The 23,737-nt window shown below is 60.1% G+C and carries 23 protein-coding genes; 9 read left to right on the forward strand and 14 right to left on the reverse strand.

Features of this window, described 5'->3' with window-relative positions:
* Positions 1 to 114: 114 nt before the first annotated feature.
* The 3 genes from ACZ47E_RS19370 to ACZ47E_RS19380 all read right to left on the reverse strand — a co-directional run bounded on the left by ACZ47E_RS19370 (position 115) and on the right by ACZ47E_RS19380 (position 2,255).
* Positions 115 to 573, reverse strand: coding sequence for a LysR substrate-binding domain-containing protein (locus tag ACZ47E_RS19370; protein WP_107339643.1), 459 nt, complete (start codon positions 571 to 573; stop codon positions 115 to 117).
* 432 nt (positions 574 to 1,005) lie between these two features.
* Positions 1,006 to 1,917 (reverse strand): SRPBCC family protein, encoded by a 912-nt coding sequence (locus ACZ47E_RS19375; RefSeq protein ID WP_172873535.1) that lies wholly within the window; start codon positions 1,915 to 1,917, stop codon positions 1,006 to 1,008.
* On the reverse strand, positions 1,914 to 2,255 hold the full coding sequence (locus tag ACZ47E_RS19380; RefSeq protein WP_037092612.1) for an ArsR/SmtB family transcription factor: 342 nt from the start codon (positions 2,253 to 2,255) through the stop codon (positions 1,914 to 1,916). The genes ACZ47E_RS19375 and ACZ47E_RS19380 overlap by 4 nt, the downstream gene beginning before the upstream one ends.
* Positions 2,256 to 2,442: 187 nt before the next feature.
* Here ACZ47E_RS19380 and ACZ47E_RS19385 point away from each other — a divergent pair, with 187 nt between their 5' ends.
* The 7 genes from ACZ47E_RS19385 (at position 2,443) to ACZ47E_RS19415 (ending at position 7,670) form a co-directional block, all read left to right on the forward strand.
* Positions 2,443 to 2,661, forward strand: coding sequence for a hypothetical protein (locus tag ACZ47E_RS19385; protein ID WP_004444840.1), 219 nt, complete (start codon positions 2,443 to 2,445; stop codon positions 2,659 to 2,661).
* Positions 2,662 to 2,707: 46 nt separating this feature from the next.
* A complete protein-coding gene (locus ACZ47E_RS19390) occupies positions 2,708 to 3,112 on the forward strand; it encodes a hypothetical protein (RefSeq protein WP_004444843.1) in 405 nt (134 codons plus the stop codon).
* Between the two features lie 225 nt (positions 3,113 to 3,337).
* Positions 3,338 to 5,341: a hypothetical protein gene (locus ACZ47E_RS19395; RefSeq protein WP_278067538.1), complete on the forward strand. Its 2,004-nt coding sequence runs from the start codon at positions 3,338 to 3,340 to the stop codon at positions 5,339 to 5,341.
* 181 nt (positions 5,342 to 5,522) lie between these two features.
* Positions 5,523 to 6,011, forward strand: a complete 489-nt coding sequence (locus ACZ47E_RS19400; protein WP_278067539.1) for a cupin — start codon at positions 5,523 to 5,525, stop codon at positions 6,009 to 6,011.
* A gap of 180 nt (positions 6,012 to 6,191) precedes the next feature.
* On the forward strand, positions 6,192 to 6,629 hold the full coding sequence (locus tag ACZ47E_RS19405; protein ID WP_004444848.1) for a curlin: 438 nt from the start codon (positions 6,192 to 6,194) through the stop codon (positions 6,627 to 6,629).
* A gap of 60 nt (positions 6,630 to 6,689) precedes the next feature.
* Positions 6,690 to 7,088 carry a curli-like amyloid fiber formation chaperone CsgH gene (gene csgH / locus ACZ47E_RS19410; RefSeq protein ID WP_107339638.1) on the forward strand — a complete coding sequence of 133 codons (399 nt, stop codon included), beginning with the start codon at positions 6,690 to 6,692 and terminating at the stop codon, positions 7,086 to 7,088.
* A gap of 168 nt (positions 7,089 to 7,256) precedes the next feature.
* Positions 7,257 to 7,670: a hypothetical protein gene (locus ACZ47E_RS19415; protein WP_004444852.1), complete on the forward strand. Its 414-nt coding sequence runs from the start codon at positions 7,257 to 7,259 to the stop codon at positions 7,668 to 7,670.
* A 36-nt stretch (positions 7,671 to 7,706) separates the two neighbouring features.
* Here the strand turns inward: ACZ47E_RS19415 and ACZ47E_RS19420 are convergent, their stop codons facing one another.
* Positions 7,707 to 8,693: a hypothetical protein gene (locus ACZ47E_RS19420; RefSeq protein WP_278067540.1), complete on the reverse strand. Its 987-nt coding sequence runs from the start codon at positions 8,691 to 8,693 to the stop codon at positions 7,707 to 7,709.
* 245 nt (positions 8,694 to 8,938) lie between these two features.
* On the opposite strand from ACZ47E_RS19420, the gene ACZ47E_RS19425 reads away from it, so the two are divergent.
* On the forward strand, positions 8,939 to 9,271 hold the full coding sequence (locus tag ACZ47E_RS19425; protein ID WP_034496524.1) for a tetratricopeptide repeat protein: 333 nt from the start codon (positions 8,939 to 8,941) through the stop codon (positions 9,269 to 9,271).
* Between the two features lie 173 nt (positions 9,272 to 9,444).
* Here the strand turns inward: ACZ47E_RS19425 and catB are convergent, their stop codons facing one another.
* The 6 genes from catB to ampC all read right to left on the reverse strand — a co-directional run bounded on the left by catB (position 9,445) and on the right by ampC (position 18,731).
* Entirely contained in the window at positions 9,445 to 10,080 is a 636-nt protein-coding gene (catB, locus tag ACZ47E_RS19430) for a type B chloramphenicol O-acetyltransferase (RefSeq protein WP_278067541.1), read from the reverse strand.
* Between the two features lie 202 nt (positions 10,081 to 10,282).
* Positions 10,283 to 10,465, reverse strand: a complete 183-nt coding sequence (locus tag ACZ47E_RS19435) for a hypothetical protein (protein WP_464017133.1) — start codon at positions 10,463 to 10,465, stop codon at positions 10,283 to 10,285.
* Positions 10,466 to 10,665: 200 nt separating this feature from the next.
* On the reverse strand, positions 10,666 to 12,609 hold the full coding sequence (locus ACZ47E_RS19440) for a methyl-accepting chemotaxis protein (protein ID WP_044459298.1): 1,944 nt from the start codon (positions 12,607 to 12,609) through the stop codon (positions 10,666 to 10,668).
* Between the two features lie 406 nt (positions 12,610 to 13,015).
* Positions 13,016 to 15,805 carry a bifunctional aconitate hydratase 2/2-methylisocitrate dehydratase gene (locus ACZ47E_RS19445; protein WP_112554208.1) on the reverse strand — a complete coding sequence of 930 codons (2,790 nt, stop codon included), beginning with the start codon at positions 15,803 to 15,805 and terminating at the stop codon, positions 13,016 to 13,018.
* A 201-nt stretch (positions 15,806 to 16,006) separates the two neighbouring features.
* Positions 16,007 to 17,329 (reverse strand): solute carrier family 23 protein, encoded by a 1,323-nt coding sequence (locus ACZ47E_RS19450; RefSeq protein WP_278067542.1) that lies wholly within the window; start codon positions 17,327 to 17,329, stop codon positions 16,007 to 16,009.
* A 244-nt stretch (positions 17,330 to 17,573) separates the two neighbouring features.
* Positions 17,574 to 18,731, reverse strand: a complete 1,158-nt coding sequence (ampC, locus tag ACZ47E_RS19455) for a class C beta-lactamase (protein ID WP_278067543.1) — start codon at positions 18,729 to 18,731, stop codon at positions 17,574 to 17,576.
* 131 nt (positions 18,732 to 18,862) lie between these two features.
* On the opposite strand from ampC, the gene ACZ47E_RS19460 reads away from it, so the two are divergent.
* Positions 18,863 to 19,741, forward strand: a complete 879-nt coding sequence (locus ACZ47E_RS19460) for a LysR family transcriptional regulator (protein ID WP_006700572.1) — start codon at positions 18,863 to 18,865, stop codon at positions 19,739 to 19,741.
* Positions 19,742 to 19,746: 5 nt separating this feature from the next.
* Here ACZ47E_RS19460 and chrA read toward each other — a convergent pair whose 3' ends face one another.
* From chrA to ACZ47E_RS19480, 4 genes are all read right to left on the reverse strand, one after another.
* Complete coding sequence (gene chrA / locus ACZ47E_RS19465) at positions 19,747 to 20,976, reverse strand: chromate efflux transporter (RefSeq protein ID WP_278067544.1); 1,230 nt, start codon at positions 20,974 to 20,976, stop codon at positions 19,747 to 19,749.
* Positions 20,977 to 21,113: 137 nt separating this feature from the next.
* The gene (locus ACZ47E_RS19470; RefSeq protein ID WP_278067545.1) at positions 21,114 to 21,872 is read right to left on the reverse strand and encodes an aspartate/glutamate racemase family protein; all 759 of its coding nucleotides are present in this window, start codon (positions 21,870 to 21,872) and stop codon (positions 21,114 to 21,116) included.
* Positions 21,873 to 21,883: 11 nt separating this feature from the next.
* Positions 21,884 to 22,702 carry an ABC transporter permease gene (locus tag ACZ47E_RS19475; RefSeq protein ID WP_137069324.1) on the reverse strand — a complete coding sequence of 273 codons (819 nt, stop codon included), beginning with the start codon at positions 22,700 to 22,702 and terminating at the stop codon, positions 21,884 to 21,886.
* A 2-nt stretch (positions 22,703 to 22,704) separates the two neighbouring features.
* Positions 22,705 to 23,616 carry an ABC transporter permease gene (locus ACZ47E_RS19480; protein ID WP_278067546.1) on the reverse strand — a complete coding sequence of 304 codons (912 nt, stop codon included), beginning with the start codon at positions 23,614 to 23,616 and terminating at the stop codon, positions 22,705 to 22,707.
* Between the last annotated feature and the right edge of the window lie 121 nt (positions 23,617 to 23,737).

Below are 23,737 nucleotides of genomic sequence, written 5' to 3' on the forward strand. Positions count from 1 at the left end.
GACGGTTCGCTGTTCGATCACTCCAACCACGCCGATCATATCGTCGTCGCCAAGCCCAAAGCTTCGGCCTCAGCATGGATGTCGTAGCAGACGTCCAACTGTTGTCCCGAGTATCTACGTCGGTTCCTTAGACGCCATGGCAGCGATTGCCTCCCGAAGCCATCGATGCGCCGCATCCTTTTCGCAACGCCTGTGCCACGCCTGGACGAATGGAAAGCTGTTGAGCTGGAACGGCAGTTCGCCGCATTGTAGACTTCCCTGGCCCAAAAGCTCGATGCTGCGTCTTGCTGCCGTCAGGATGAGATCGCTTCCCCTGACGAAGTCGGGCGCAACAGACCAGTGCGGAATCTGGATTGCAATGCGGCGTTTGTGGCCAAGACGAGCGAGCGCATCGTCAACCTCGCTGTTGTCCTGCAGCGCAACACTTACTCGCACATGCGGACGCGAGAGATAGTCCTTGAGAGATAACGCTTCGCCTCCGCTCGTTTGGTCAAACAAGCAGGCAAATGTTTCTTCGAAAAGCACAGCGCTTTTCAGGTCTCTGTGGCCGGCCTCTGTTGCCGTATTGATCATCCTGCCAGCACAACAAGTGACGGCAACAGCGGGTAGGCGCGGTTGCAGGGTTGTTTTCTACGGAAAACCTTACCGGGGCCACCGGTCCCAGTCAGCAATCTTGTTAGTCGCAGGCCGCGCATAATCCGGGTCAGGCTCCATATGGCACCCAGATGTTCTTCACCTGAATCGCCCTGCGCAAATAGTCACGGCCCTGCCCTTGTGTACGGTCAAGCCAATTCGGCTGACGCCCATTATTGACCCAAGTGGCCTTCAGGTTGCCCGCAGAAGCCCGCTCTAGCATTACGCTTCCGTAGGCTGAGCCGAAATCACAGATTAGGCGGGACCTGCAAGACGATCACGCACGCGCAGAGCGCGCTTTGACGATTAATGCCGGTCTGGAAAGGAGCCAGTATCGAGACCTCTACACATGAAGCTGACGGAACGGCGCATCTATAGCGCCTTGGCGAAGCGTTCCAGTTTACCCAGCGTTTGCTGCCCCAGCTCCACGGCGCCGAAACCCTTCGCTTGCTGGAACTCGGCTTCCGTGCTGAACACCATGCCCAGCACAACTTTCGTCGCGCCATCCTGATCTTCGAAGGAGGCCCAGGCATCGGCATGTTTCGGCCCGTTTTCGCCCCATAGCAGCGTATAGGCGATCCTCTCTTCGGGCCGGACCTCGACATAACGATGATGGTTCGGGAAGACTGTGCTGTCAGGGCCGATCATGTCAAAGACCCATTCACCGCCGGTCCGCAGGTCAATCCTCTTCGTGCGGCAGGAGAACCCTTCAGGGCCCCACCATTGCGGCAGCGTCTTTTCGTTCATCCAGGCTTTCCAGACGATGTTTCGCGGCACCTTTATCACTCGCTCCAGCACCATGGTTCGCCCGGCCACGCTGGCAAGATTGTTGAGACCGGCGCTGAAACCCTGTTGATAGCCATCGCGCATATCCTCGGCCAGCGAGGAAAGCTGCACCGTTACGGTCAAGCGGCTACGCTCGTCCGCCGCCTGAAAATCGGCAGTCACCAGCGCTGCCGACTGGGTTATGCCGCTGGATGAGACCACCTCGTAATTCACGCTGCGGCGGCTTGGCTGAAGCTCCAGCCAGCCGCATTCACAGCGAATATCCGGTTGGCCGGAGACCTTGCAGAGCGACACTTCGCGACCGCCCAGCCTGCTGTCCGCCTCCAGGAATTCCACTGTCACCGAGGGTGAGGGAGAGGCCCACACCGCCCGGGCGGCGGGTGACAGCCAGACCTGCCACAGAGCCGATAGCGGAACGGCAATTTCCCGTTCGAAACTGAGCGTTGCAAAACGGTCCGGTTCAGCGTGTGCGCTTTGTTGACCGGGTTTCGTTGTCATTGTTCCTCCTCCTTCATGGCGTGAACTGCAAATGCCTCCAGCCGGTCAAGCCGGCTCTCCCACATCGCCCGTTGCTCATCGAGCCAAGTTCTCACCGGCTCCAGCGCTTCAGGTACTATTGCGCAGGTGCGCACGCGCCCATCCTTGGAGGTGGCGATGAGCCCCGCCTCTTCAAGCACGGCGAGGTGGCGCATGACCGTGGGCAAGCGCAGACCCGTGGGAGCGGACAATGCCGTAACCTGCGCCGGCCCGCTGCCGAGCCGAGCGAGAATTGCCCGCCGTGTGGGATCGGCAAGGGCCTGGAAGATGAGTGAAAGCTCTGGATGATGCTTAGCCATATCGCTAACTATCATGTTCCATCATTGCGGCACAAGTAAAAACTTAGCCGATTAGCTAAGTTTATCATCCGGCAAATCCGGATCGGGAAGTGAAACAAGCCATCGAGAGTTGCAAAAAAGCAATTGACTCCCGCCGCCCGGTGGGTGAGCTTCGGCGGGAAAAAAGACGGGGAAAAATCAAATCATCATGTCGCCAGAACGCTTTAACCAATGCCTGCGGGTCATTCGCTGGACGCCGATCAATATCGCCTCCGCGCTGCAATGCGAACTCTCCTGGATCGAGGCGCTTGAGGCGGGCAATGAAGAGGTTCCCGAAGGGCTGGCCACATGGCTCGAAACGCTTGCGCAGGCACATGAGGCTCTGCCGCCGCCCTCCACCTACAGAGGCAAACGGTCAACCTTCTGACGCGGCCGATTGTCGTCAGCCTTCACCAACGATTGGATTGTTCGAAATGAAATACCTCATAGCGGCTCTTGGCCTGATCACCTTCTCGAGCCCTGTTTTCGCGGCCTCCTGCGAGAAGAATTTCACCGTCTCCGGCGTGCCGATGGTGACGGCTGTTTCCTACAAGTCCTGGCAGGAGCTGCCGAAGGCGAAGGCGCCAGCCGTGCTTCAGAAGCTCGCCCAGGCCGTGGCGGCGGAAGGTTTTTCGGGCATCCAGATCAACAAGGCGCTGTCGTCCATCGATGCGCACCAGGAGACCAGCGGCAGCGGCAGAATTCAGACGCTGCGGGTGGTGGCCCGGCAAAAGGGTGCGGCTGTGCGGATCGACGCCGTCTTCAACATTCAAGCAGGACAGATCGCGGACAAGAACGTGATCCGCGAGGGTATCTGCAATATCATCAATGGCGCGTGACGCGGCGGATTCCAAGCCCTGCCCACCCAAACGCTGATTGCCGGTGAGGCCGCGTCTGCCCCTTCGCCCGACGCTTGCGCTGGCGCCGCACCTGTGGTGGCCGGCATGGCGTTGACGGTCTGGATGTAGCGCGGCCTTCACAGGCGTCGATCACCTCTTGCTAAGCAACTTTTGCGTGCTTAAAAGGCGCGCAATATGATCAGTCTGTGAGAGAGGACCAACGTCGTGGAACAGGAAAACAGCCATACCGGCAAGGGTCGGCGCAGGGCGCTATGGGCGGCGGTGGCAATTATCGCCGTTGCGGCCGCAGGTGTCATCGGCGGCAAGACCTTCTACGAGGCGAAGGTGAAAGAACTGGTTGCGCGCACCGGCGCGACTGCCGGTTCCGTGGAAGTCGATTTCCTCGGGAAAATTCATGTTCGCGATCTGACGCTGCCTCTCGAAGATGGCAAGAACCTTCGCATTGCCGCCATTGACGGTCGTCCGAAGCTGCCCTTTCTGGACGGCGCGCTGGACATGAGCAACATCGATGTGGATGTGCCCACCGGCAAGCTTTCCATGGCGCATGCCCGCATCGAGAATGCGGCGTTCGAGAAGTCCGCACAGGCGGAAGGAAACGGCGGCTCCCTGCCCCGCCGCATCGAGCGCTTCGCGGCGACGCGCATCTCCACGCCCGAGCTGACGTTGAGCCAGTCGGTCGCGACCACCGAGCAGAAGACGGTTTACAGCAACCTGGTCCTCTCCGAGATCGCCGGTGGCCGTATCGCCCGGTATTCGATCGACAAGGGCAGCTACGACATCAAGATGCGGCTTCCCGACAGCGACGGCGCGATTGAGGACAAGCATGTGGCGGTGTCGACCGGCGTGATCGCTGGTCAGGACATCGACGTCGCTTATCTCGCCCGGCTCTATACGGAAAAGGCCGGCCCTGACGACAAGGAGGCAAAACCTCTCTATGGGCCGCTTTCCGTCAAGACGGTTTCATTTTCCGATGGCGATGGCCGTTTCAGCTATGACGAGATCCGCAGCGATGGCTTTACTGCCCGCATGCCATCCGAACCGCTGCTGGACACACTGAAGGCACTGACGGTCACCAAGGATCCCGACCAGCTTCCGCCGGAGGAACGCCAGGCGCTTTTTGCCAAGGTCGTGTCCATCCTCGACATGATCGGCAGGAGCAACATGCAGCTCATCGGCTTCAAGGCCGACGCACCGGATGAAAAAGAGGGAGCGGACGGCAAAAGGGTCAAGGCCGCCATCGACCGCATCGACATGCAGATGGACAGCCGCAAGCTCGACTTCGGCCTGAACGGTCTGTCGATCGGTGACGGCGACGGCAAGATCGAAGTGGCGGAAGCAAGCCTCAAGGGTTTCGACTGGAGTTCGACGATCGAGGGTATTTCCCAGACCATCGCGCTCGATGAAACCGAGATCGAGACCTTTCAGTTCAATCGCCTGATACCGGAACTTGGCCGGGTGCGCGTCGGCGGCATCAACGTCGATATTGCCGCGCCGAAAGAGCCGGAGGAAGAACCCGCCGGAACACCGGAACGCATCAGGTTCACGCTCAAGAATTTCGAGATGGGGCTGACCAAGCCCTTCAACGGCATTCCGACCGATATAGAGATCAGGCAGGATGACCTCACACTTCCGATCCCCGCAGACGCGACGGAGGACGTTTTCGTGGAGGCCCGCAAGCTGGGTCTCGAGACGCTGGCTTTCTCCTATGGCCTTTCCGCAGGCTGGGACGAGCCGAACAGCAATCTGGTGATCCGCGACATCTCGCTCAGCAGCAGGGATTTCGGCAGCGTCAATCTTGCCGGACTGGTCAGCGGCTTTACGGAGGAGTTCTTCTCCTTCGACGTCAATCGCGCGCAGGCGGCGCTTTTCGGGCTTGCCGGCCGTGAGGTGAAGCTCACCGTCAAGGACGAAGGCTTGATGGCCAAGGCGATCAAGCTCTATGCCCTGCAGAACGACATGACCGAGGATCAGGTGCGCGGCACGCTGACGCTGGTGGCGAGTGTGATGCTGCAGCAGGTGGCGGCGGAGCAGCCGAAGCTGCAAGGCGCGGTGGAGGCGCTGGTGCGCTTCATCAGCACGCCCGGAACCCTGACTGTCACAGTCAAATCCACGGGCGTCAATGGCCTCGGGGTCTTCGACCTGGTTGCGGCTTCCGACAATCCGATGGGTCTTCTCGACAAGGTCGATATTCAGGCGACGGCCGAGTAAACCAGCCAGAAAACGTCTCAAGCCCGGTTCGCCGGGCTTGAGACCGCCGCAACCGCTGTTTTCGTCAAGACATTGCGGAACTGCCCGCTCCCCGGAGTGATTATGACCTGGGCGGCTGAGATGCGCCGCCAGATTTCGGTCCGCATTGTTCGCGGTAGAAACGGTCATGAGGAGCATCGCCATGAAAACCGAGCAACTGACCTTCGGCCCCAGCGGACAGGTCCCCAATAACCAGACCTTTCCCGTGATCATTTACCGCAATGTCGGCATGGACTTTCATTCCGCGGATTTCGAAGCGACATTTTCCCGCAACGGATGGAGCGGCATCTGGCGCAACGGCGTTTTCGACTACCACCATTACCACAGCGGGGCACACGAGGTTCTGGGCGTCGGACGTGGCGAAGCGACCTTGCAGATCGGCGGGCCTGAGGGGCAAATTCTCGATGTTGCCCGCGGTGACTGCCTGATCCTGCCCGCCGGGACAGGCCACATGAAACTGGACTCCTCCCCGGATTTTCAAGTGGTGGGTGCTTATCCGCCCGGGCAGGAAGCCGATATTCAAACATCCTCCGCCAGCGCTGACATGCTTGAGCGGATCAGATCCCTGCCGAAGCCGCAGACCGATCCTGTGCACGGAGCTTTGGGCGGCCTGACAGATATATGGCGCTGAAGAGGCGATTCCGGTTCCGTCAGGATACCGCAGGAACGTGGAGGCTGGCTTCAGCGATGCCGGCGCCTATTGGCTTCGGCCAATGAACCACGACTGAATGACGCCTTCAGCCTCCGTTCCGGTGGAACGTTCTAAAACAGGGACGTTCAACCGCGGTCCATCCGCCTGAGGAGACACGTCATGATCCGGAAGTCCTTCATTGCAAGTGCACTCGTCGCTCTCGTCGGCTTCGCTGCCGCGGCACCCGCCATGGCCAATGATGTGCGCATCGAACAATATGGCTGGTCCAATTCTGCCGGCGGTGCACAGGAGGGTTACGGCAACCGGATCCGCACGTACCAGAACGGCGGCTACAACCGGATTGTCGGTCATCAATATGGCCGGCATAACCTCTCGGCTGTCGGCCAGGAGGGGCACGACAATTACGGCTCCACCTATCAGAATGGCAGCCGCAACGTGGCCGGCATCGGCCAGTTCGGTTCCAATCACACCACCATCCTCACGCAGGACGGCAACGGCAACATCGCGGCCGGTGTCCAGGTGGGCCGCGGATGCAGCGCCAATGTGAGCCAGGGCGGCAACGACAATGTCGCCGCCTTCGTGCAAGCCTGCCCTTGACCGGCCGCACGACGTGTAACCGGTCGCGCTCGAAACATCAGATCATCCGGGAGACCAGCCATGCCCCACAGCATCAGTCATAAGCGCCGCCTGGCGGCGATCCTTGCGCTGGCACTGCTTCCCGCCGGCACCGTTGCGGCCATATCGACCGCACGGGAGTCGACGGCTGGAAACGTCTGCGAGATCAGGGCAACGTCGCAGGCGGGCATGGTGAAGCTGGAGGCCTTTGCCGGAGCCGATGTCACTGCCGGCGGGACGTACGGCTTTCACGTCGAAAAATCGGGAAGCGGCGGACATTCGGTGATCAATCAGGGCGGCGACTTTGATGCCGCAGCCGGACGTCCGCAATTGCTCAGCGCGGTAACGCTCGATGCGAAGGGAGCCCGCTATAAGGCGGTGCTCGATATGGTGATCGATGGCCGGAGCTTCAGCTGCACAAAGCAGGTTGATGGCGACTAAGCCAAGACATGCCCGTAAATTATCCCCGTGAAGGGCGCCGCTTCAGGCGCCCTTTTCTTTGGATCCTGCCAAGCGACTGAACGACGTGTGAACGGGCAGTTCCGATCAGGTTCAGTTGCGAAATGCGATTATCGATCATCGGCAAGGCGCTGACGGATGGAGATCAGAATGACGCGCAACATATTGAAACTCATGACTGTTACCATGCTCGTCGGGGGCCTCGCACCTCTTGGTTCTCCGGCACCGGCCCACGCCGGCGGTCGCATCTCCTTCGATCTCGCACCCGGCAATGCCGCCGATGGCGACCTGCTTTCGACGGGCCTCCGCGCCTATTCGCTCTACCGCGGCCTGAAGGATGCCGACATCCGCCAGCTCGGCCGCGGCAACGCCGCCGGCATTGCCCAGAACGGCGGCGGCAATCTCGGCTTTATCCGGCAACGGGGCGTAGGCCACTCCGCGACGTTGCAGCAGAACGGCAACAACAATGCCTATGGCATTTTTCAGTACGGCCGCAACACGGATACCAACGTCGTGCAGGACGGCAATAACGGCAGCGGCCTGACCTTCAGCTACGGCTGGTAGGGCAAGGCGGGACACCTGCAGGTCTTCGCCGCAGGCTCAATTCGCAAGAACCTCGCCATCCCTGCTCTGAACGATATCCGGCGATGGAACCGGCGGAGCACCGGGATCGGGCAGAGGCGGAATTATCAGCCATGCGTCTGGGTAGTCATTGCGAAGATGGCGGGGATTATAACGAATATTGGTTCCAGCGGGATGGTGAAGCGTTCCAAGAGCGGCATCTTTTGACAGAGTGCCTCTGCTGATTTCGTGGAGCTTTCGCTCGCCGTTCAAGGCAAGCGTTACCTCTGAGAGATCGAAGTCATCGATGTGAATGGTCTGCCCAGACGGTATATCGAGAACCCATCTGTCGGAATCGACAAAGCCATCGGTGTAAACATTGCCGGTGGAGGCCCGCAGGGAGGTGCCTTTCGGCAGGCTGATACCGTCAACGAGATTGCCATCGGCGAGAATGCATTTGCTGAAGGTAGAGATGCTGCCATCAGCCATGAGATCGAACTCCACGGGCTGCGTTGCATCACAACGCCAGTCGCTCTGAGTGGTCACGCCAATACCGGTTATCCGCATGTCGCCTGGGGTGAAACCGATCGTTTCGTAATTTTCATTGGTTTTCATCGCGATATAACGGGCGATCTCAACGGCATCGATATCCGCGATCCGCACCGGATGCGGAAACACGGCCCTATCGAAGGCCTCCTTGTTGTCGGCAATGGCCAGTTCGAGCTTCGTACCCTTGGGCATATCTATCCCGCCCAGACGTGCGGGTTCCAGAAGTTCCGGCTGATAACGTATTGCTCTATCCCTGTCGTAAGCGCTCATCTCCAGATAAAATTCACCGAACCGAAAAAGCGTGAAAAGCGCAACCGCGGTCACCAGCCCGTAAGGCAGGATCATCGGGCGCTTCCAGCGCCCGCCCATGTATCGAACCAACAGCCATAGTGACCAGACGCCCCACACAAGGGTCGTGATGAGAAAGAAGGCAAGGAGAAGCAACGCTTCGACGGAGGGCAATGCGACGGGGATCATGCAAACCCATAATGCTGGGGAATCGTGTCCATTCTTTAGTGACATCCGTGCTTTAACCCACAGGCTGTGGTCATTTCAACTCGGCGATGGCGAGAGATGCGACGTATCCTGACGAAGGCGCGCGTCGTCGTCGGACGCGTTCGCATGAGGGCCCATGCAGGAAGAGCGCGCCAAATACCGCTTGACCTCAACTGCGCTTGAGATCGTACCGATACATGGTGTTTCACCATTGCTCCGGGACAACGATGATAACAAAACTCATGAAGATGCTGGAAGACGGGAGGGACAGTCCCCTTCTGCGCTTTTCAATCGCGAAGGCTCTGGCGGCAGCGGGGCAGTTCGAAAATGCCGCGCATCACCTGCAGGAGGCTATCCGGCAGGATCCCGACTATTCGGCGGTATGGGCAGAACTCGGCGAATGCCGTGCACGGTTGGGAGACAATGACGGCGCCATTACGGCGTGGGTCGAAGGGATGTCGGTCGCCGTCAGGCGAGGCGACATTCAGGCGAGGAGACAGATGGAAGTCCGGCTCCGGCGTCTGCGATCACGAACCGCCCGACCTCATTCGGCGGCCTGATCACTATGAAACCCTGCGTGATGTCTCCACAGGATGGATGTGCAGGATGATACGGAGCTGTCTTGGTCGTTCATGCCGGGCTGACTATACCGCTTACTGACGGCGAAGCTGACCCACATGTTCGGCCCTCGGAAAGGCCCGGCCCGCCTCGATGAGACGGGCCGGCCGTTTGTTTACGGCTGGGAGCTATCCGACCGCCAGAACCGGTAAAGCTCCGCAACATTGCCGCTGGTCATGAGTGGAATCGCGGCTTTCAGCCGGTCCGCCGGCCAATCCCACCACTTCATCTCCAGAAGCAGCTCGATCGAGTCGTCGTCGAAACGCTTGCGGATCGTTTTCGCGGGGTTGCCACCGACGATAGCGTAAGGTTCGACATCTTTCGTCACCAGCGCACGCGTTCCAATCACGGCGCCGTCGCCTATGGTAATACCGGGCATGATGACAGCTTCCGAGCCTATCCAGACATCATTGCCGATGACTGTGTCACCGGACGGCAGATAGCCGTTTGCGGCATTCTCGAATTCCGGCACTTCGGGCATGAAGAAGAAGGGAAAGGTGCTGATCCACTCATTGCGATGGCCCTGATTGCCCGCCATGATGAAGGCTGCGCCCGAACCTATCGAGCAGAAGCTCCCCACCACCAGTCTGTCCGCGCCCTCATCCGGCAACAGATAACGGGCACAATCTTCAAAGCTGTGGCCGTGATAATAGCCGGAATAATAGCTGTATTTTCCGACCAGGAGGTTTGGGTTCTTTACCTGCTTGTCGAGCGTGATGCCCCGGAACGGGCTTTCGAAATAGTTTTCCATTGAGTAATCTCACTGCATGTCTTCGCTTCGCTTGCCTTGCGGCAAGCCGACACCAGGCGAAAAGCCGGCTGGCTTCTCGTCCGATGCTCCTCGCGCTGCGGCGGGAGCTAGATGCAGGTGGTACTCGATGCTTTGATCATGGCTCCCTGTTACCGCAAAACGAGCCAAAGGCAAAGTGCCGCCACACGACAACCTTCAAGGATCAGGAAGCAATGGCCAGAATGAGCGCGATCATAAGCAGCATAGGGCCCATCCACTTGAAGTGACGCGCCACCGGCGGCCGGTGGGCTGGATTTCTCGACAGGGACAGATATTCGAACCCCACCAGCGTCATCCAGAGGCCGACGCAGAACATGATGAATTCATCAATATAGGCTGCGATCATGTCTTCCCCTCCCAGGCACGCGCCAATGGCGGCAAACCTAACCAGCATGAAGACGAATGGCAACGAATAGCCACGGCGCAGTGGCAGGCTGATCCGTCCCGAAAAGCAGAACACCGGGCTCAGGTTAAAAACCCGACCCCGGTGCCCCTGTCTGGAATAGTGCTTTCAGCGCCATGGAGGGCGTGAAGGCAGGGTGGGTATCAGAACTCCTCCCAATTATCCGTTGTCGTATTCAGTGCCGCGTTGCCGGAGAACGCCGCCCTGATCCGGCCGCCAAGGGCGCGGGCCGGTGAGGTCGCCGGTCTGTCGGCCGACGAAGCGGTTCGCACGGGCGCGGAAGCCTCGCTGTAACCGGCTTCAGACAGCTTGAACTGGGCGATCAGCCGGTTGAGCGACGACGCCTCGCGTGCGAGTCCGTGGCTCGCCGCGGTGCTCTCCTCCACCATTGCGGCGTTCTTCTGGGTGTCCTGGTCCATCTGGTTCACGGCCGTATTGATCTGCTGGAGACCGGAGGACTGTTCCTGTGCCGATTCCGCAATCGCCGCCACGTGGCGGTTGATTTCCTGCACTTCCGTGACGATCAGTTCTAACGCCTTGCCGGTCTCTCCGACGAGCTGCACGCCTTGCTGGACCTGACCGTTCGAGGTCGTGATCAGGTTCTTGATCTCCTTGGCGGCGCCTGCGGAACGCTGCGCCAGTTCGCGAACCTCCTGCGCGACAACGGCGAAGCCCTTGCCCGCCTCGCCCGCACGGGCAGCCTCCACCCCGGCATTCAGTGCCAGAAGGTTGGTCTGGAAGGCAATCTCATCGATAACGCCGATAATATTGGAAATCTCATTGGCGGATGTCGCGATCTGTTCCATCGCGGCAACGGCCTTCTGTACCACGTCTCCGGATCTTTCGGCGCCGATCTTCGCGCGGCTGACGAGATGTCCCGCTTCCTGCGCCCGTTTGGTCGAATCCTTCACCGTCGTGGTGATCTCTTCCAGCGCCGCAGCGGTTTCCTCTACCGCCGCAGCCTGCTGCTCCGTCCTTTTCGCCAGATCGTCGGCCGCTGCGCGGATTTCGTTTGCGCCGGAATCGATGCCACGGGCATTCTGCGCCACCTGGTTGAGCGTCGACTGTAGCTGTTCCGCGGCCCTGTTGAAGTCGCCGCGAATACCGTCCAGGCTCGGCACAAACGGCTGCGCTATGCGGTAAGTGACATCGCCTTCGGCGATCTTCGAAAGCGCGGTGGCAAGATTGTTGACCGCAAACTGAACGTCGGCGGCTTCCTGCGCCTTCTGTTTCTCCCGCTCGATCCGATCCTTTTCGGACATGGACCGGTTCGCGTCCGTTTCAGCCTCGAGCCGCAGGCGCTCCACTGCGCTTTCGCGGAACGCTTGAACGGTGGCGGCCATCTGACCAACTTCATCCTTGCGATCCATGCCGACGATTTCGCTTGCAGTATCCCCAGCCGCCAGCGCTTCCATGCGGGCGCGAAGGCGCGCAATCGGCGTAGTAATGCCGCGGGACGAGATGAGCAGGCCAAGCGCGATCACGGCCAGAGACATGAGTGCGAGTGTGACAACACCCGTCCAGATCGTCGTATTCGTGCTTGCGGTAAGGCGCTCCCGGCCCTCATTCATGACCTGGATGAGCTGTTCGTTACCCGCACTGATTTTCGGCGAAACCTCGGTGATTTTCCGTAGGACGTTAAGCGCCATCTGCTGGGCTTCGGCCCGCTGTCCTGCCTGCATAAGGGAAATGACCTGATTGCCGATTTCCTCGACTTCGACAACACCCCTGAGGATGTCCCGCGCGGCGTCCGTGCGGGCCGGCACGAGTTCCATGATCTTGTTCTGGCGTTCCTCGAGCTGCTTGCGATCTGCCCTGAAGGTCTTTACGGCCGCTTCGAAATCGCTGCTGGCCGGATCGTTGAGGCTGGCGCGAAGCATCTGCATGCCGAGCGCATTGAGATTTCCGCTTGTTCTGGCGTTCAGCACCGCAGCAAGGGCCTCGTGGCCGATGAAATCACTATAGACATTATCGGTGCTTTTATATTGCAGGCTGACATAGCTTATGCCGGAAAGCGACATCAGGCTCATCAGCGAGATGACAAAAACGACCTTCGTTTTTATCTTGGTATTCTTCAGGAATGACATGAACGGCCTCAAGGCAAGCGCTCCTCCTGCCGCCGCACGGGTGGCCGGGGGAACCATATGATGAAACATCGCGGGTAGCTGTTGCCCCTCCTCATAGGGCGACAAGCGGGTGCCTTTTTCGAACCGCAGGGCAGGTCGTGACGGGTCCGCTTGTTCTACCGGCTCCACCGATAAAACCTTGGAACCTGCGTATTTTAGATTTCACAAAACAACTAAACGAAGTGTTACCCTTGCCATGCAAGTGCTGACAATTCGGCATGCCGCAAACGGCTATTGTCTTGATAATGCTCAAGACCCGGCGGGCCAGCGACAAGGGCCAATACAAAAAGGGCAGCGGGAATATCTCCCCGCCGCCCTCTTTCATTCACCGCACCGTCCCGCATCCAGATGCAGGCGGTATTGCGGATTAATAATGCACCGACTGGGAATCGATCGGCGTCGTCTTCGGCGGAGCGAACTTCGTCAGGTCGATGCCCTCGACGGCGGAACGATACTCCTCGATGCTCGGCGTACGGCCGAGAATGGCGGACAGCACCACGACCGGGGTCGAGGCCAGAAGCGATTCACCCTTCTTTTCGGCACTGTCTTCAACGACACGGCCCTGGAAGAGACGCGTCGAAGTTGCCAGAACCGTGTCACCCTTGGCTGCCTTTTCCTGGTTGCCCATGCACAGGTTACAGCCCGGGCGTTCCAGATAGAGGATGTTTTCGTATTCGGTCCGGTTCGTTGTCTTCGGGTTGATGTCATCGAATTCGAAGCCGGAATATTTCTGGAGGATCTCCCAATCCCCTTCCGCCTTCAGCTCGTCGATGATGTTGTAGGTCGGCGCGGCAACGACGAGCGGCGCCTTGAATTCGACCTTGCCTTCGGTCTTTTCGATGTTGCGCAGCATCTGCGCGACGATCTTCACGTCGCCCTTATGCACCATGCACGAGCCGACGAAGCCGAGATCGACCTTCTTGGTGGCGCCATAATAGGAAACCGGACGGATCGTATCGTGCGTGTAGCGTCTCGAAACGTCGTTGTTGTTGACGTCCGGGTCGGCGATCATCGGTTCGTTGATGACATCGAGATCGACGACGACTTCAGCGAAATATTTCGCATTCGCGTCAGGCTTCAATGCTGGAACTTCACCGGAACGGATTTCCGCAATGCGCTGATCCGCCTTCGCAATCAGGCCTTTAAGCGTCTGTGCGGCGTTGTCCATGCCCTTGTCGATCATGATCTGGATGCGCGACTTGGCGATCTCCAGCGACTCGATCAGCGTTTCGTCTTCGGAAATGCAGATCGACGCCTTGGCCTTCATCTCGGCCGTCCAGTCGGTGAAGGTGAAAGCCTGGTCGGCAAGCAGCGTTCCGAGATGGACTTCGATGATACGGCCCTGGAACACGTTGTCGCCGTGCTGCTGCAGCATCTGCGCCTGCGTCGCGTGCACCACGTCGCGGAAGTCCATGTAGGGCTGCATCGTTCCCTTGAAGGTGACCTTGACCGATTGCGGGATCGGCATGGTCGCCTCGCCCGTGGCGAGCGCCAAAGCGACGGTGCCGGAGTCCGCACCGAAGGCGACGCCCTTGGACATGCGGGTGTGGCTGTCGCCGCCGATGATGATTGCCCGGTCATCAACGGTGATGTCGTTCAGCACCTTGTGGATCACGTCCGTCATGGAGTGATAGACGCCCTTCGGATCACGGCCGGTGATGACGCCGAAATTGTGCATGAAGGCCATGAGCTTCGGCGTGTTGGCCTGAGCCTTCTTGTCCCAGACGGACGCCGTATGGCAGCCGGACTGATAGGCCCCGTCCACCAGCGGCGAAATGACGGTGGCCGCCATCGCTTCCAGTTCCTGCGCGGTCATCAGGCCGGTCGTATCCTGCGAACCGACGATGTTGACCTTGACGCGAACGTCGGAGCCGGCGTGCAGGACCTTGCCAGGCGTCACGCCAACGGCGTTGCGGTTGAAGATCTTCTCGACGGCGGTGAGGCCCTGGCCTTCGATCGAAATTTCCTTGTTCGGTGCAAAGACAGGGGTCGCCTCGACGCCAAGCGTTTCAGCGGCAAAAGTCTGGAGCTTCTTGCCGAAGACGATGGCGTACGAGCTGCCAGCCTTCATGAATTCCATCTTCTGGGGCGTGAAGGACGAAGCGAGATCGACCAGCTCGGTGCCGTTTTCGTCCCGCAGCTTGCGATTCTTGGCGTCGATCTTGAGGACCGTGCCGGTCTCGACCGAATATTTCTGCTCAAGGATGGGGTTGCCGTCATTGTTGAGGATCGGCTTGCCGTCTTCGCCGAGCTTCTTCACCCAGTTCTTCAGATTGATGCCGATGCCACCCGTCACGTCGACGGTGGTGGCGAAAATCGGCGAAATGCCGTTGGTGCCCGCAACGATGGGGGCATAGTTGACGAACGGCACGTAGGGGCTGGCCTGCTTGCCGGTCCACAGCGCCACGTTATTGACGCCCGACATGCGCGAGGAGCCAACGCCCATCGTGCCCTTTTCGGCGATCATCATCACCCGCTTGTCGGGGTGCTGCTTCTGCAACGCGACGATTTGCGCCTGTGCTTCCGGCGAGATCATACACTGGCCGTGCAGCTGGCGGTCGGAGCGCGAATGCGCCTGATTGCCCGGAGACAGGAGGTCGGTCGAAATATCGCCTTCGGCGGCGATGAAGGTGACGACCTTGATCTCGTCCTCGACATCGGGAAGCTTGGTGAAGAACTCGGCCCTGGCGTAGCTTTCAAGCACGTCCCGCGCAATCGCGTTGCCGGCCTTGTAGGCATCCCGCAGGCGGAACATGTCGGCATCGTAAAGGAAGACCTGGGTCTTCAGCACTTCACCCGCCTTGGTGGCGATTGCGGCATCGTTGCCGAGCGCGATGTCGAGCAGCACCTTGATCGACGGGCCGCCCTTCATGTGCGACAGCAGTTCCAGCGCGAAGGTGGGGGTAATCTCGGGGACAATGACGTCGCCGAGGATGATCTGCTTCAGAAACGCAGCCTTCACACCGGCGGCGCTCGTGGTTCCCGGCAACGTGTTATAAATGAAAAACTTCAGGGCATCGGCGCGGTGTTCGCTGCCTGCATCCTTGATCAGTTCGATGATTTCGGCGGTCAACGCACCGTCATCGATCGGCTTGGGCGCAAGTCCCTGTGGTTCTCTGCTTTTGATTTCAGCCAGGTAATCCAAGTAAAGGTTCATCGCAATCCCAACGTCATGATGTCTATGGAGCCGAACACAGCGCCACCAAACGGTAGTGCTGGTCGCCCCCGGGTTTCTGTCGGTTTCGACTACGCCAACCGGGGGCCGCTGACAAGATGTCGCATGCCTGTAAGCGCGGGGATGCGCGATATTTCGCCCATCCCACATCTTCGCCGCCAGGCCGCGCCGGCACTCCCCGCCTTATCGTCCCTGCGCCGGCTTGCCGAGGCCGAGCAGATGATAAAAGGCGATGGCGCCGATTGTCGCCGTGCCGATGCCATCAAGCGTGAATCCGCCCACATTCAGCTTGAAATTTCCTGCCCCCAGAACAAGGGCGATACCCACCGTGATGAGGTTGCGTGGCTCGGAAAAGTCGACCTTGTTTTCCACCCAAATGCGCCCGGCGGTTGCCGCGATGAGGCCGAAGACGACGACGGACAGGCCGCCGATGACCGGCCCGGGTATCGTCTGTATAAGCGCGCCGAATTTCGGCGAAAAGCCGAGGAGGATGGCCACCAAAGCCGCGACAACGAAAACGAGCGTCGAGAAGATGCGGGTTATCGCCATGACGCCCATGTTCTCTGCATAGGTGGTCATGCCGGTTCCGCCAAAGGCGCCGGAGAAGATGGTCGCGATGCCGTCGCCGATAAAGGCCCGACCGAGGTAGGGATCGAGGTTCCTGCCGGTCATCGCGCCGATAGCCTTGATGTGCCCGAGATTTTCCGCCACGAGGATGACGACGACCGGAGCTATCAGTGCGATTGCCGATGCGGAAAAGACCGGCGTGGTGAAGGTTGGCAATCCGAACCAGGATGCGGCGGCGACACCTGAAAAATCAACCGGTTTGCCGAGGCCGAGGCCGTTCGCCACCAAGAGATAGGCGAGATAGGCGATCGCGCCGCCGATGAGGATCGGCAAGCGCCGCGCCATTCCGGGCGCATAGACGGCAATCGCACCGACCGAGGTGACCGTCAGAATGGCAATCCATCGCGATAGCTGGTCGCCATCGGGATTGCCAGGGCCGGAGCCGGAGGCGCTGGCTATCGCGATAGGCGCGAGCACGAGGCCGATGGCGGCGACGATGGCCCCCGTCAGGACCGGCGGCATCAGCCGCTCGATCCAGTTATGACCGGCAATCATGACGATCACGCCAATCAGTGCATAAAGCACGCCCGCGGCGATGATGCCGCCGAGCGCAAGCGCGATATTCGGGCTTGCCGCGCCCGCCGCCGCCCCGGTCGCCACCAGAACGGGGCCGATGAAGGCGAAGGATGAACCAAGATAGCTCGGCACGCGACCGCCAACGGCGATGAAGAAGATCAGCGTGGAAATACCGGAAAACAGGATCGATACATTCGGATCGAAGCCCATGATCAGCGGCGCGAGAACCGTGGAGCCGAACATGGCCACGACGTGCTGCAAACCGAGCACCGCGGTCTGCCCGGCGGGCAATCGCTCATCCGGCATGATGCGCCCTTCGGTTTTCAATCGCCAGCGAGGAAAATAACCACCCGTGTCGCTCATCGTCGTCCCCCACGAACCGCCCGGCGCGAGACTGACGGCTTTTCCGTCGCAGATCGCAGCCGCGCAAAAAGAGTTGCCTTTTGATGATAAGCGCGGTCGGTCGAGATCGAATCGGTGGCCGGCGTATCTTTTCTCCGGTAGCGCGATTGGTTCTCGCTGTCATCCGGGCGGCGGGATCGAAATGCGTTTGGCGCCGGCGGGAGTGCGCTCCGCGCCGGCACGGCAAGGAAGCATCGGGCGGATATCAGTCCGCCTTGTCGACAGTCGTCAAAATCTCAACGGCCGCCGTGACACGATCCTCATTGGGATAGTTTTTGTTGGCCAGTATGACGATGCCGAGTTTCCTTTGAGGGATGAAGGCGACATAGGCGCCAAAACCATTGGTGGAACCCGTCTTGTTGACGAAGACATCCTGTCCGGGCTTCAGGGGCGGCGCGATTTCCTGCGCCGGAACGGTCTTGAGAAGAGCGCCGGAATTGGACTGGACAAGCGTCTTCAAGGCGACAGGCCGGGCATATTGCTCCCAGATGAGATCCTGCGTCATGGCGCCGACCTCGAAATAACCGGTATGGGTGCTTGCGATCGCCTGCCGGATCTTGCCGTCCAGCTTTTCAAGCCCCAGATTCGCGTTGACGAAGCGGATCATGTCTGTCGCCGTCGATCTGACGCCATAGGCTTCCGAAGAGAGAATGCCCGGCGTCAGGCGGGCCGGCTCGTCGTTTCGCGTGTAGCCCTGTGCATAATTGGCCAACTTCGCCTTGGGAACGACCGTGAACGTGTCCTTCAGGCCGAGCGCAGGAAAGAGCGTGTCCTGCATGGCGGCGTCGTAGCCCTGCCCCATCGCCTTTGCCGTGATGTAGCCGAGCATGCCGATGCTGGGATTGGCGTAGGTCCTGTGCGTTCCGGCGCCGTAAGAAGGCTTCCAGCTCTTGAGATAAGCCAGCAGCTGCGTTTCCGTTTTGACATTGTCAGGCACCTGTAGCGGAAAGCCGCCTGCGGTGTGGGTGCCGAGATGCGTCAATGTAACGTCACCGAAAGCGGTGCCCTTCATGCCCGGAAGATAATCCTTGACCCTGCCGGACAGCGACAAATGCCCGTTCGCCTCGGCGTAGGTCGCAAGGGTAGCCGTGAATGTCTTGCTGATGGAGCCGAGTTCGAACAGCGTTTCAGCCGTCACCGGCTGGCCGGTGCTTCTTGACATCGCGCCGTAAGTGAAGATGTAACTCTTTCCATCGACGCTGATGCCGACCGCAAGCCCGGGTATGCCGTTCTTTTCCATGATGGGCTTGATCGCCGCATCCGTTATCGCCTTCAGCCTCGCCTCGTCGGCGGCCAGAGCCGGCGTGAGGAGGATCGCCGAAAGCATGGCCGTCCATACGATATGTCTGCGGTGAAAATTCATCTGTCGCGTCTCCAAAACCTCAGGTGGATATCAGGCGTTTCCCCAGCCAGCGCGAAAGACGTTTAGCCGCCCTACATTGCACGAACAAATCATGATATCTCGGAGGAGACACAAGAAAATCTAGGTCTCGAATGGTCCGTCAATTTCTTCCCCTGAACGGTTTGCGCGCGTTCGAAGCTTCCGCGCGGCATCTGAGCTTTACCCGCGCGGCGATCGAACTATGCGTGACGCAGGCGGCTGTGAGCCAGCAGGTCAAGGGACTGGAAAAGCGGCTGGGCGTCGCGCTTTTTCAGCGTCTTCCGCGCGGCCTGAAGATAACTGCGGAAGGCGAAGCCCTGCTGCCGACGGTGACCAGTTCCTTCGACCAGATGGCAACGACGCTTGACCGCATCGAGGCCGGGCAGGTGCGCGAACTGCTGTTTCTCGGCGTTGTCGGCACCTTCGCGGTCGGCTGGCTGCTGCCGCGCCTGCAGGCGTTTCAGAAGCGCCACCCCTTTATTGACGTCAGGGTTTCCACCAACAACAACCGGGTGGATATGGCGGCAGAGGGGCTGGATTTCGCCATCCGTTTCGGTCAGGGCTCGTGGCACGGCACGGATGCGTTTCGTCTCTTCGACGCGCCGCTTTCGCCGCTGTGCACGCCGAAACTGGCGGAAACGCTGAAAGCGCCGGCCGACCTGATGGAAGCGACATTGCTGCGCAGTTACCGCGCCGATGAATGGAGCAGCTGGTTTGCGGCGGCGGGCGTCACGCCGGCCGCACAGGTCAATGCCGGCATTGTCTTCGACACGTCGCTCGGGATGATGGAGGCCGCCCTGCAAGGGCTCGGTGTCGCGCTGGCGCCGCCGTCGATGTTTTCACGGCATCTGGCTTCCGGAGCGGTCGTCCAACCTTTTCCCGTCACCATATCGCTCGGTAGCTATTGGTTGACCCGGCTGCAATCGAAACCGCCGACCCCAGCCATGCAGGTCTTTTCCGACTGGCTGTTCGACAGCATCGGCACTGCCTGAAGCCTTTACACGAGGGCGAGCGCCACGCCGCCGGCCGCGCAAAGAAGAACGACGACCCATGGCGGCGCTTTCCAGACCGTCAGTAGGATGAAACCCGCAAGCGCCAGTGCAAAATCCCTGGGGGTGAAGACGGCGCTGGTCCAGACGGGATCATAAAGCGCCGCGCCCAATATGCCGACCACCGCGGCATTGGCGCCGCGCATGGCCGCCTGCGCCAGAGGATGCCGGCGAAAACCTTCCCAGAAAGGAAGTGCGCCGACGAGAAGCAACATGCCGGGCAGGAAGATGGCGACGAGAGCGATGGCTGCGCCCGCCACGCCGTTCGGCTGAGGGCCCGCCACCGCGCCGAGATAAGCAGCAAAAGTGAAGAGCGGACCGGGCACGGCCTGCGTTGCACCATAGCCGGCAATGAAGGCATCCCTGGTGACCCAGCCCGAGGCGACGACTTCGGATTGCAGAAGAGGCAACACCACGTGGCCGCCTCCGAAGACCAGCGCGCCGGCCCGATAGAAGGCGTCAAACAAGGAGAGCCCCTGCCAGGCCGCGCCCGCCGCAAGAACCGGCAGCAGAAAGAGAAGAAGGGCAAAAGCCGCAAACGAAACATATCCCACGCGTTTCGACACGCGGAAGGCAAGATGGCTGGTCGACCCCGCCGAGGCGGCGCGGCAGAAGACGAGCCCGGCGAGCGCTCCGGCGCAAAGCGCCAGGATTTGCCCGAAAGCGCCGGCGATGAACACGACACAGACGATGGCGGCCATCGCGATGGTCGCGCGCTCACGATCCGGTGAGAGGCTTTTTGCCATTCCCCATACCGCCTGGGCGACCACGGCAACAGCGACGATCTTCAGTCCATGCAGCAGTCCGGTGCCGACGGGGCCTTCGATGGATGCGGCGACCATTGCGAAAGCGACGAGAAGAATGGCAGATGGCAGCGTAAACGCCGTCCAGGCGGCCAGCGCCCCGAGCGGCCCTGCCCTCAGCAGCCCGAGCGCAAAGCCCACCTGGCTGGAAGCGGGACCGGGCAGAAACTGGCAGAGCGCCACGAGGTCCGCATAACCGGCTTCATCGACCCATTTGCGCCGGACGACCAGCTCATCGCGAAAATAACCGAGATGAGCGATGGGGCCGCCAAAGGACGTGACCCCGAGCTTCAGAAAGGCCGCGAAAACTTCGCCGGGCGTTCCGATTTTGTGACGCGCGGTGTCGTTCGAAATCGTGGGTGTCGAGGAATTCAACGATAGCTCCCTAAGCGTATGACGGCTGCGCATACACATCGTCCGCACTGAAACGCCGAGGGTATCAGACACTATTACGACAGGGATATGAAGGGCCTTGCGAAATCAGCACCGCGTGAACCGGACCGGAAAACGTCTCAGCCGCCCTCCGGCATCCCGCCGCTCCTGTCCGGCTGAAACATGTCCAGCAATCCGCGATAGGGCTTGGCGACCGGCGTGGCATAAGCGCCGCGCTTGGCGGTGGAGAGCCCCATGGATACCAGTGCTTCCGCCTGTTTGACGGCTGCTGCGACGCCGTCAATGACAGGGACGCCGAATTCGGCGCGGAGTTCCGCCGTCAGGTCGGCCATGCCGGCGCAGCCGAGCACGATCGCCTCGGCACGATCCTGCCTCAGCGCCAGGGAGATTTCCTCCCGCAGCCTTTCGCGTGCATTCGAACCCGCCTCTTCCAGCGACAGAACCGGAATGTCGGCGGCGCGGACATTGCAGCGGGAAGACATGCCATAGCGCTGGACGAGATGTTCGAGCGGCAGCCGGGACCGTTCCATCGTCGTGACGATGGTGAATTTCTGCGCGATGAAGGCCGTGGCGGAAACCGCCGCCTCACAGATGCCGATGACGGGAATGTCTGCAAGAGCCCGGGCCGCATCAAGCCCGGTATCATCGAAACAGGCGATGATCGCCGCGTCGACGCGCAGCGCCGGAGCCTTGGCAAGCTCCAGCAGAAGGCCAGGCACCGCGAATGCCTCGTCGTAATAACCTTCGATGGAGACAGGCCCCATGGAAGAGGTGACGGCGAGGATTTCCGTATCGCGGCCCGCCACCCGTGTCGCGGCGTCGGCGATGGTCGCGGTCATGGACTGCGTGGTATTGGGATTGATGACGAGAATGCGCATCTTGGGTTTCTTCATCCGCGCGAATGGCGTCGATTGAGCGTGACGATCAGGCCGAGCGTGGCCGCGATCACCAGGAAGGAAAACAGGGTGGTAACGGCGCCGAGCGCATAAAGCACAGGGGTCGTGACATTGGTGGTCATGCCGTAGATTTCCAGCGGCAACGTGTTGTAGGTGCCAGACGTCATCAGCGTGCGGGCGAACTCGTCGTAGGAAAGCGTGAACCCGAAGAGGCCGACACCGATCAGGCTCGGCGCGATCATCGGCAGCACCACATGGGCGAAGGTCTGCCATGAGGACGCACCGAGATCGCGCGCCGCTTCCTCATAGGACGGCGAAAACCGGTTGAAGACGGCGAGCATGATGAGAACGCCGAAGGGCAATGTCCAGGTCAGATGCGCGCCAAAAGCTGATGTATACCATGAAGGTTCAAGCCCAAGCTGCTGAAACAAAACACCAATGCCAAGGGATATGATGATGGAAGGCACCACCAGGCTGGCGACCGACAGATAAAACAGCGGCGTCGCGCCGATGAATTTGCGACGGAAGGCCAGGCCTGCCAGCAAAGAGACGAGCACGGTTACGACCATGACCATCACGCCGAGAGCGAAGGAACGGCGGAACGATCCGCCGAAATCGCCGACTGCCTGCTGTTCGAAGAGATTGCCGAACCAGTGCAGCGAGACGCCGTTCAGCGGGAACGTCAGGCCTCCGTTCGGCCCCTGGAAGGCGAGGATGAGAATGGCCGACAACGGGCCGTAAAGAAACAGCACGAAGAGGGCGAAAAAGAAAGCGAGGATATAGAATTCGCGGCCGCGTTTTTCCCGGTGCATAATCAAAGCTCCTTGCGGATATCGACGATGCGCAGGATGCCCGCGACCATCAGGAGAACGAGGACGAGCAGGATGACGGCATTGGCGGCAGCGGCCGGATATTGCAGCAGCGACATCTGGTTCTTCATCATCAGCGCCACCGAGGCGCTCTGGCCGCCCGACATGACCTGAACCGTGGAAAAATCGGCCATGACCAGCGTGACAACGAAGATGCTGCCGATCGCCATGCCGGGTTTTGCGAGCGGGATGATGACATTGGTGAGCGTCTGCCAGCCGGTCGCACCAGCGTCGCGCGCCGCCTCGATCAAGGATTTGTCGATGCGCATCAGCGTGTTGAAGATCGGCGTGACCATGAACAGCGTATAAAGATGCACCATGGCCAGCACCACGGCAAAATCGGAATAGAGCAGCCATTCGATCGGCTCGGGGATGATGCCGGTGCCGACCAGCGCGCTGTTGACGAGACCGTTTCGCCCCAGAACGGGTATCCACGAAATCATGCGGATGATGTTGGACGTCAGGAAAGGCACGGTGCAGACAAGGAACAGCACCATCTGCATGGTGGTGGTGCGGATGTGAAAGGCGAGGAAATAAGCCACCCAGAAACCGCAGAACAGCGTGATGGCCCAGACCATCGCTGCATATTTCAACGTATTTAGATAGGTCTGCCAGGTGACCCACGATCCCAGTGTCTCGCTGTAATTGAAGGTTACGAAATCAGGATACATCTGGGCGAAATCGTAATCCCAGAAGCTGACGACGGTGATCATGAGGATCGGCAGAGCCAGGAAAAAGCCGAGGATCAGGAAAAGCGGGGCAGCCTGCACATAGGAAACGAGTTTTTGCGGCAGCGCGAAGCTGCGGGGCGGTCTGTCCTTCTTGTCGCTGACGCCGATGAGTCTGACCGTCACCATGGGGAGCCTTTCTGTGGATTTGCAGAAGTGCCGGCGGCTTTGCCGCCAGCGGGCACGTTGGAAGGTCCGCCACACCCTCGACGTCATCCTCGGCTTGACCCGAGGATGACGTCGAGAGGTG

Source organism: Agrobacterium sp. 5Ca39 (genome assembly GCF_055382365.1).

What these genes read in the sequence shown, in the direction of transcription:
- ACZ47E_RS19370 (WP_107339643.1), bottom strand. Translation starts at nt 573, where the DNA reads ATGATCAATACGGCAACAGAGGCCGGCCACAGAGACCTGAAAAGCGCT.
- ACZ47E_RS19375 (WP_172873535.1), bottom strand. Translation starts at nt 1,917, where the DNA reads ATGACAACGAAACCCGGTCAACAAAGCGCACACGCTGAACCGGACCGT.
- ACZ47E_RS19380 (WP_037092612.1), bottom strand. Translation starts at nt 2,255, where the DNA reads ATGGCTAAGCATCATCCAGAGCTTTCACTCATCTTCCAGGCCCTTGCC.
- ACZ47E_RS19385 (WP_004444840.1), top strand. Translation starts at nt 2,443, where the DNA reads ATGTCGCCAGAACGCTTTAACCAATGCCTGCGGGTCATTCGCTGGACG.
- ACZ47E_RS19390 (WP_004444843.1), top strand. Translation starts at nt 2,708, where the DNA reads ATGAAATACCTCATAGCGGCTCTTGGCCTGATCACCTTCTCGAGCCCT.
- ACZ47E_RS19400 (WP_278067539.1), top strand. Translation starts at nt 5,523, where the DNA reads ATGAAAACCGAGCAACTGACCTTCGGCCCCAGCGGACAGGTCCCCAAT.
- ACZ47E_RS19405 (WP_004444848.1), top strand. Translation starts at nt 6,192, where the DNA reads ATGATCCGGAAGTCCTTCATTGCAAGTGCACTCGTCGCTCTCGTCGGC.
- csgH (WP_107339638.1), top strand. Translation starts at nt 6,690, where the DNA reads ATGCCCCACAGCATCAGTCATAAGCGCCGCCTGGCGGCGATCCTTGCG.
- ACZ47E_RS19415 (WP_004444852.1), top strand. Translation starts at nt 7,257, where the DNA reads ATGACGCGCAACATATTGAAACTCATGACTGTTACCATGCTCGTCGGG.
- ACZ47E_RS19420 (WP_278067540.1), bottom strand. Translation starts at nt 8,693, where the DNA reads ATGATCCCCGTCGCATTGCCCTCCGTCGAAGCGTTGCTTCTCCTTGCC.
- ACZ47E_RS19425 (WP_034496524.1), top strand. Translation starts at nt 8,939, where the DNA reads ATGATAACAAAACTCATGAAGATGCTGGAAGACGGGAGGGACAGTCCC.
- catB (WP_278067541.1), bottom strand. Translation starts at nt 10,080, where the DNA reads ATGGAAAACTATTTCGAAAGCCCGTTCCGGGGCATCACGCTCGACAAG.
- ACZ47E_RS19435 (WP_464017133.1), bottom strand. Translation starts at nt 10,465, where the DNA reads ATGATCGCAGCCTATATTGATGAATTCATCATGTTCTGCGTCGGCCTC.
- ACZ47E_RS19440 (WP_044459298.1), bottom strand. Translation starts at nt 12,609, where the DNA reads ATGTCATTCCTGAAGAATACCAAGATAAAAACGAAGGTCGTTTTTGTC.
- ACZ47E_RS19445 (WP_112554208.1), bottom strand. Translation starts at nt 15,805, where the DNA reads ATGAACCTTTACTTGGATTACCTGGCTGAAATCAAAAGCAGAGAACCA.
- ACZ47E_RS19450 (WP_278067542.1), bottom strand. Translation starts at nt 17,329, where the DNA reads ATGAGCGACACGGGTGGTTATTTTCCTCGCTGGCGATTGAAAACCGAA.
- ampC (WP_278067543.1), bottom strand. Translation starts at nt 18,731, where the DNA reads ATGAATTTTCACCGCAGACATATCGTATGGACGGCCATGCTTTCGGCG.
- ACZ47E_RS19460 (WP_006700572.1), top strand. Translation starts at nt 18,863, where the DNA reads ATGGTCCGTCAATTTCTTCCCCTGAACGGTTTGCGCGCGTTCGAAGCT.
- ACZ47E_RS19470 (WP_278067545.1), bottom strand. Translation starts at nt 21,872, where the DNA reads ATGCGCATTCTCGTCATCAATCCCAATACCACGCAGTCCATGACCGCG.
- ACZ47E_RS19475 (WP_137069324.1), bottom strand. Translation starts at nt 22,702, where the DNA reads ATGCACCGGGAAAAACGCGGCCGCGAATTCTATATCCTCGCTTTCTTT.
- ACZ47E_RS19480 (WP_278067546.1), bottom strand. Translation starts at nt 23,616, where the DNA reads ATGGTGACGGTCAGACTCATCGGCGTCAGCGACAAGAAGGACAGACCG.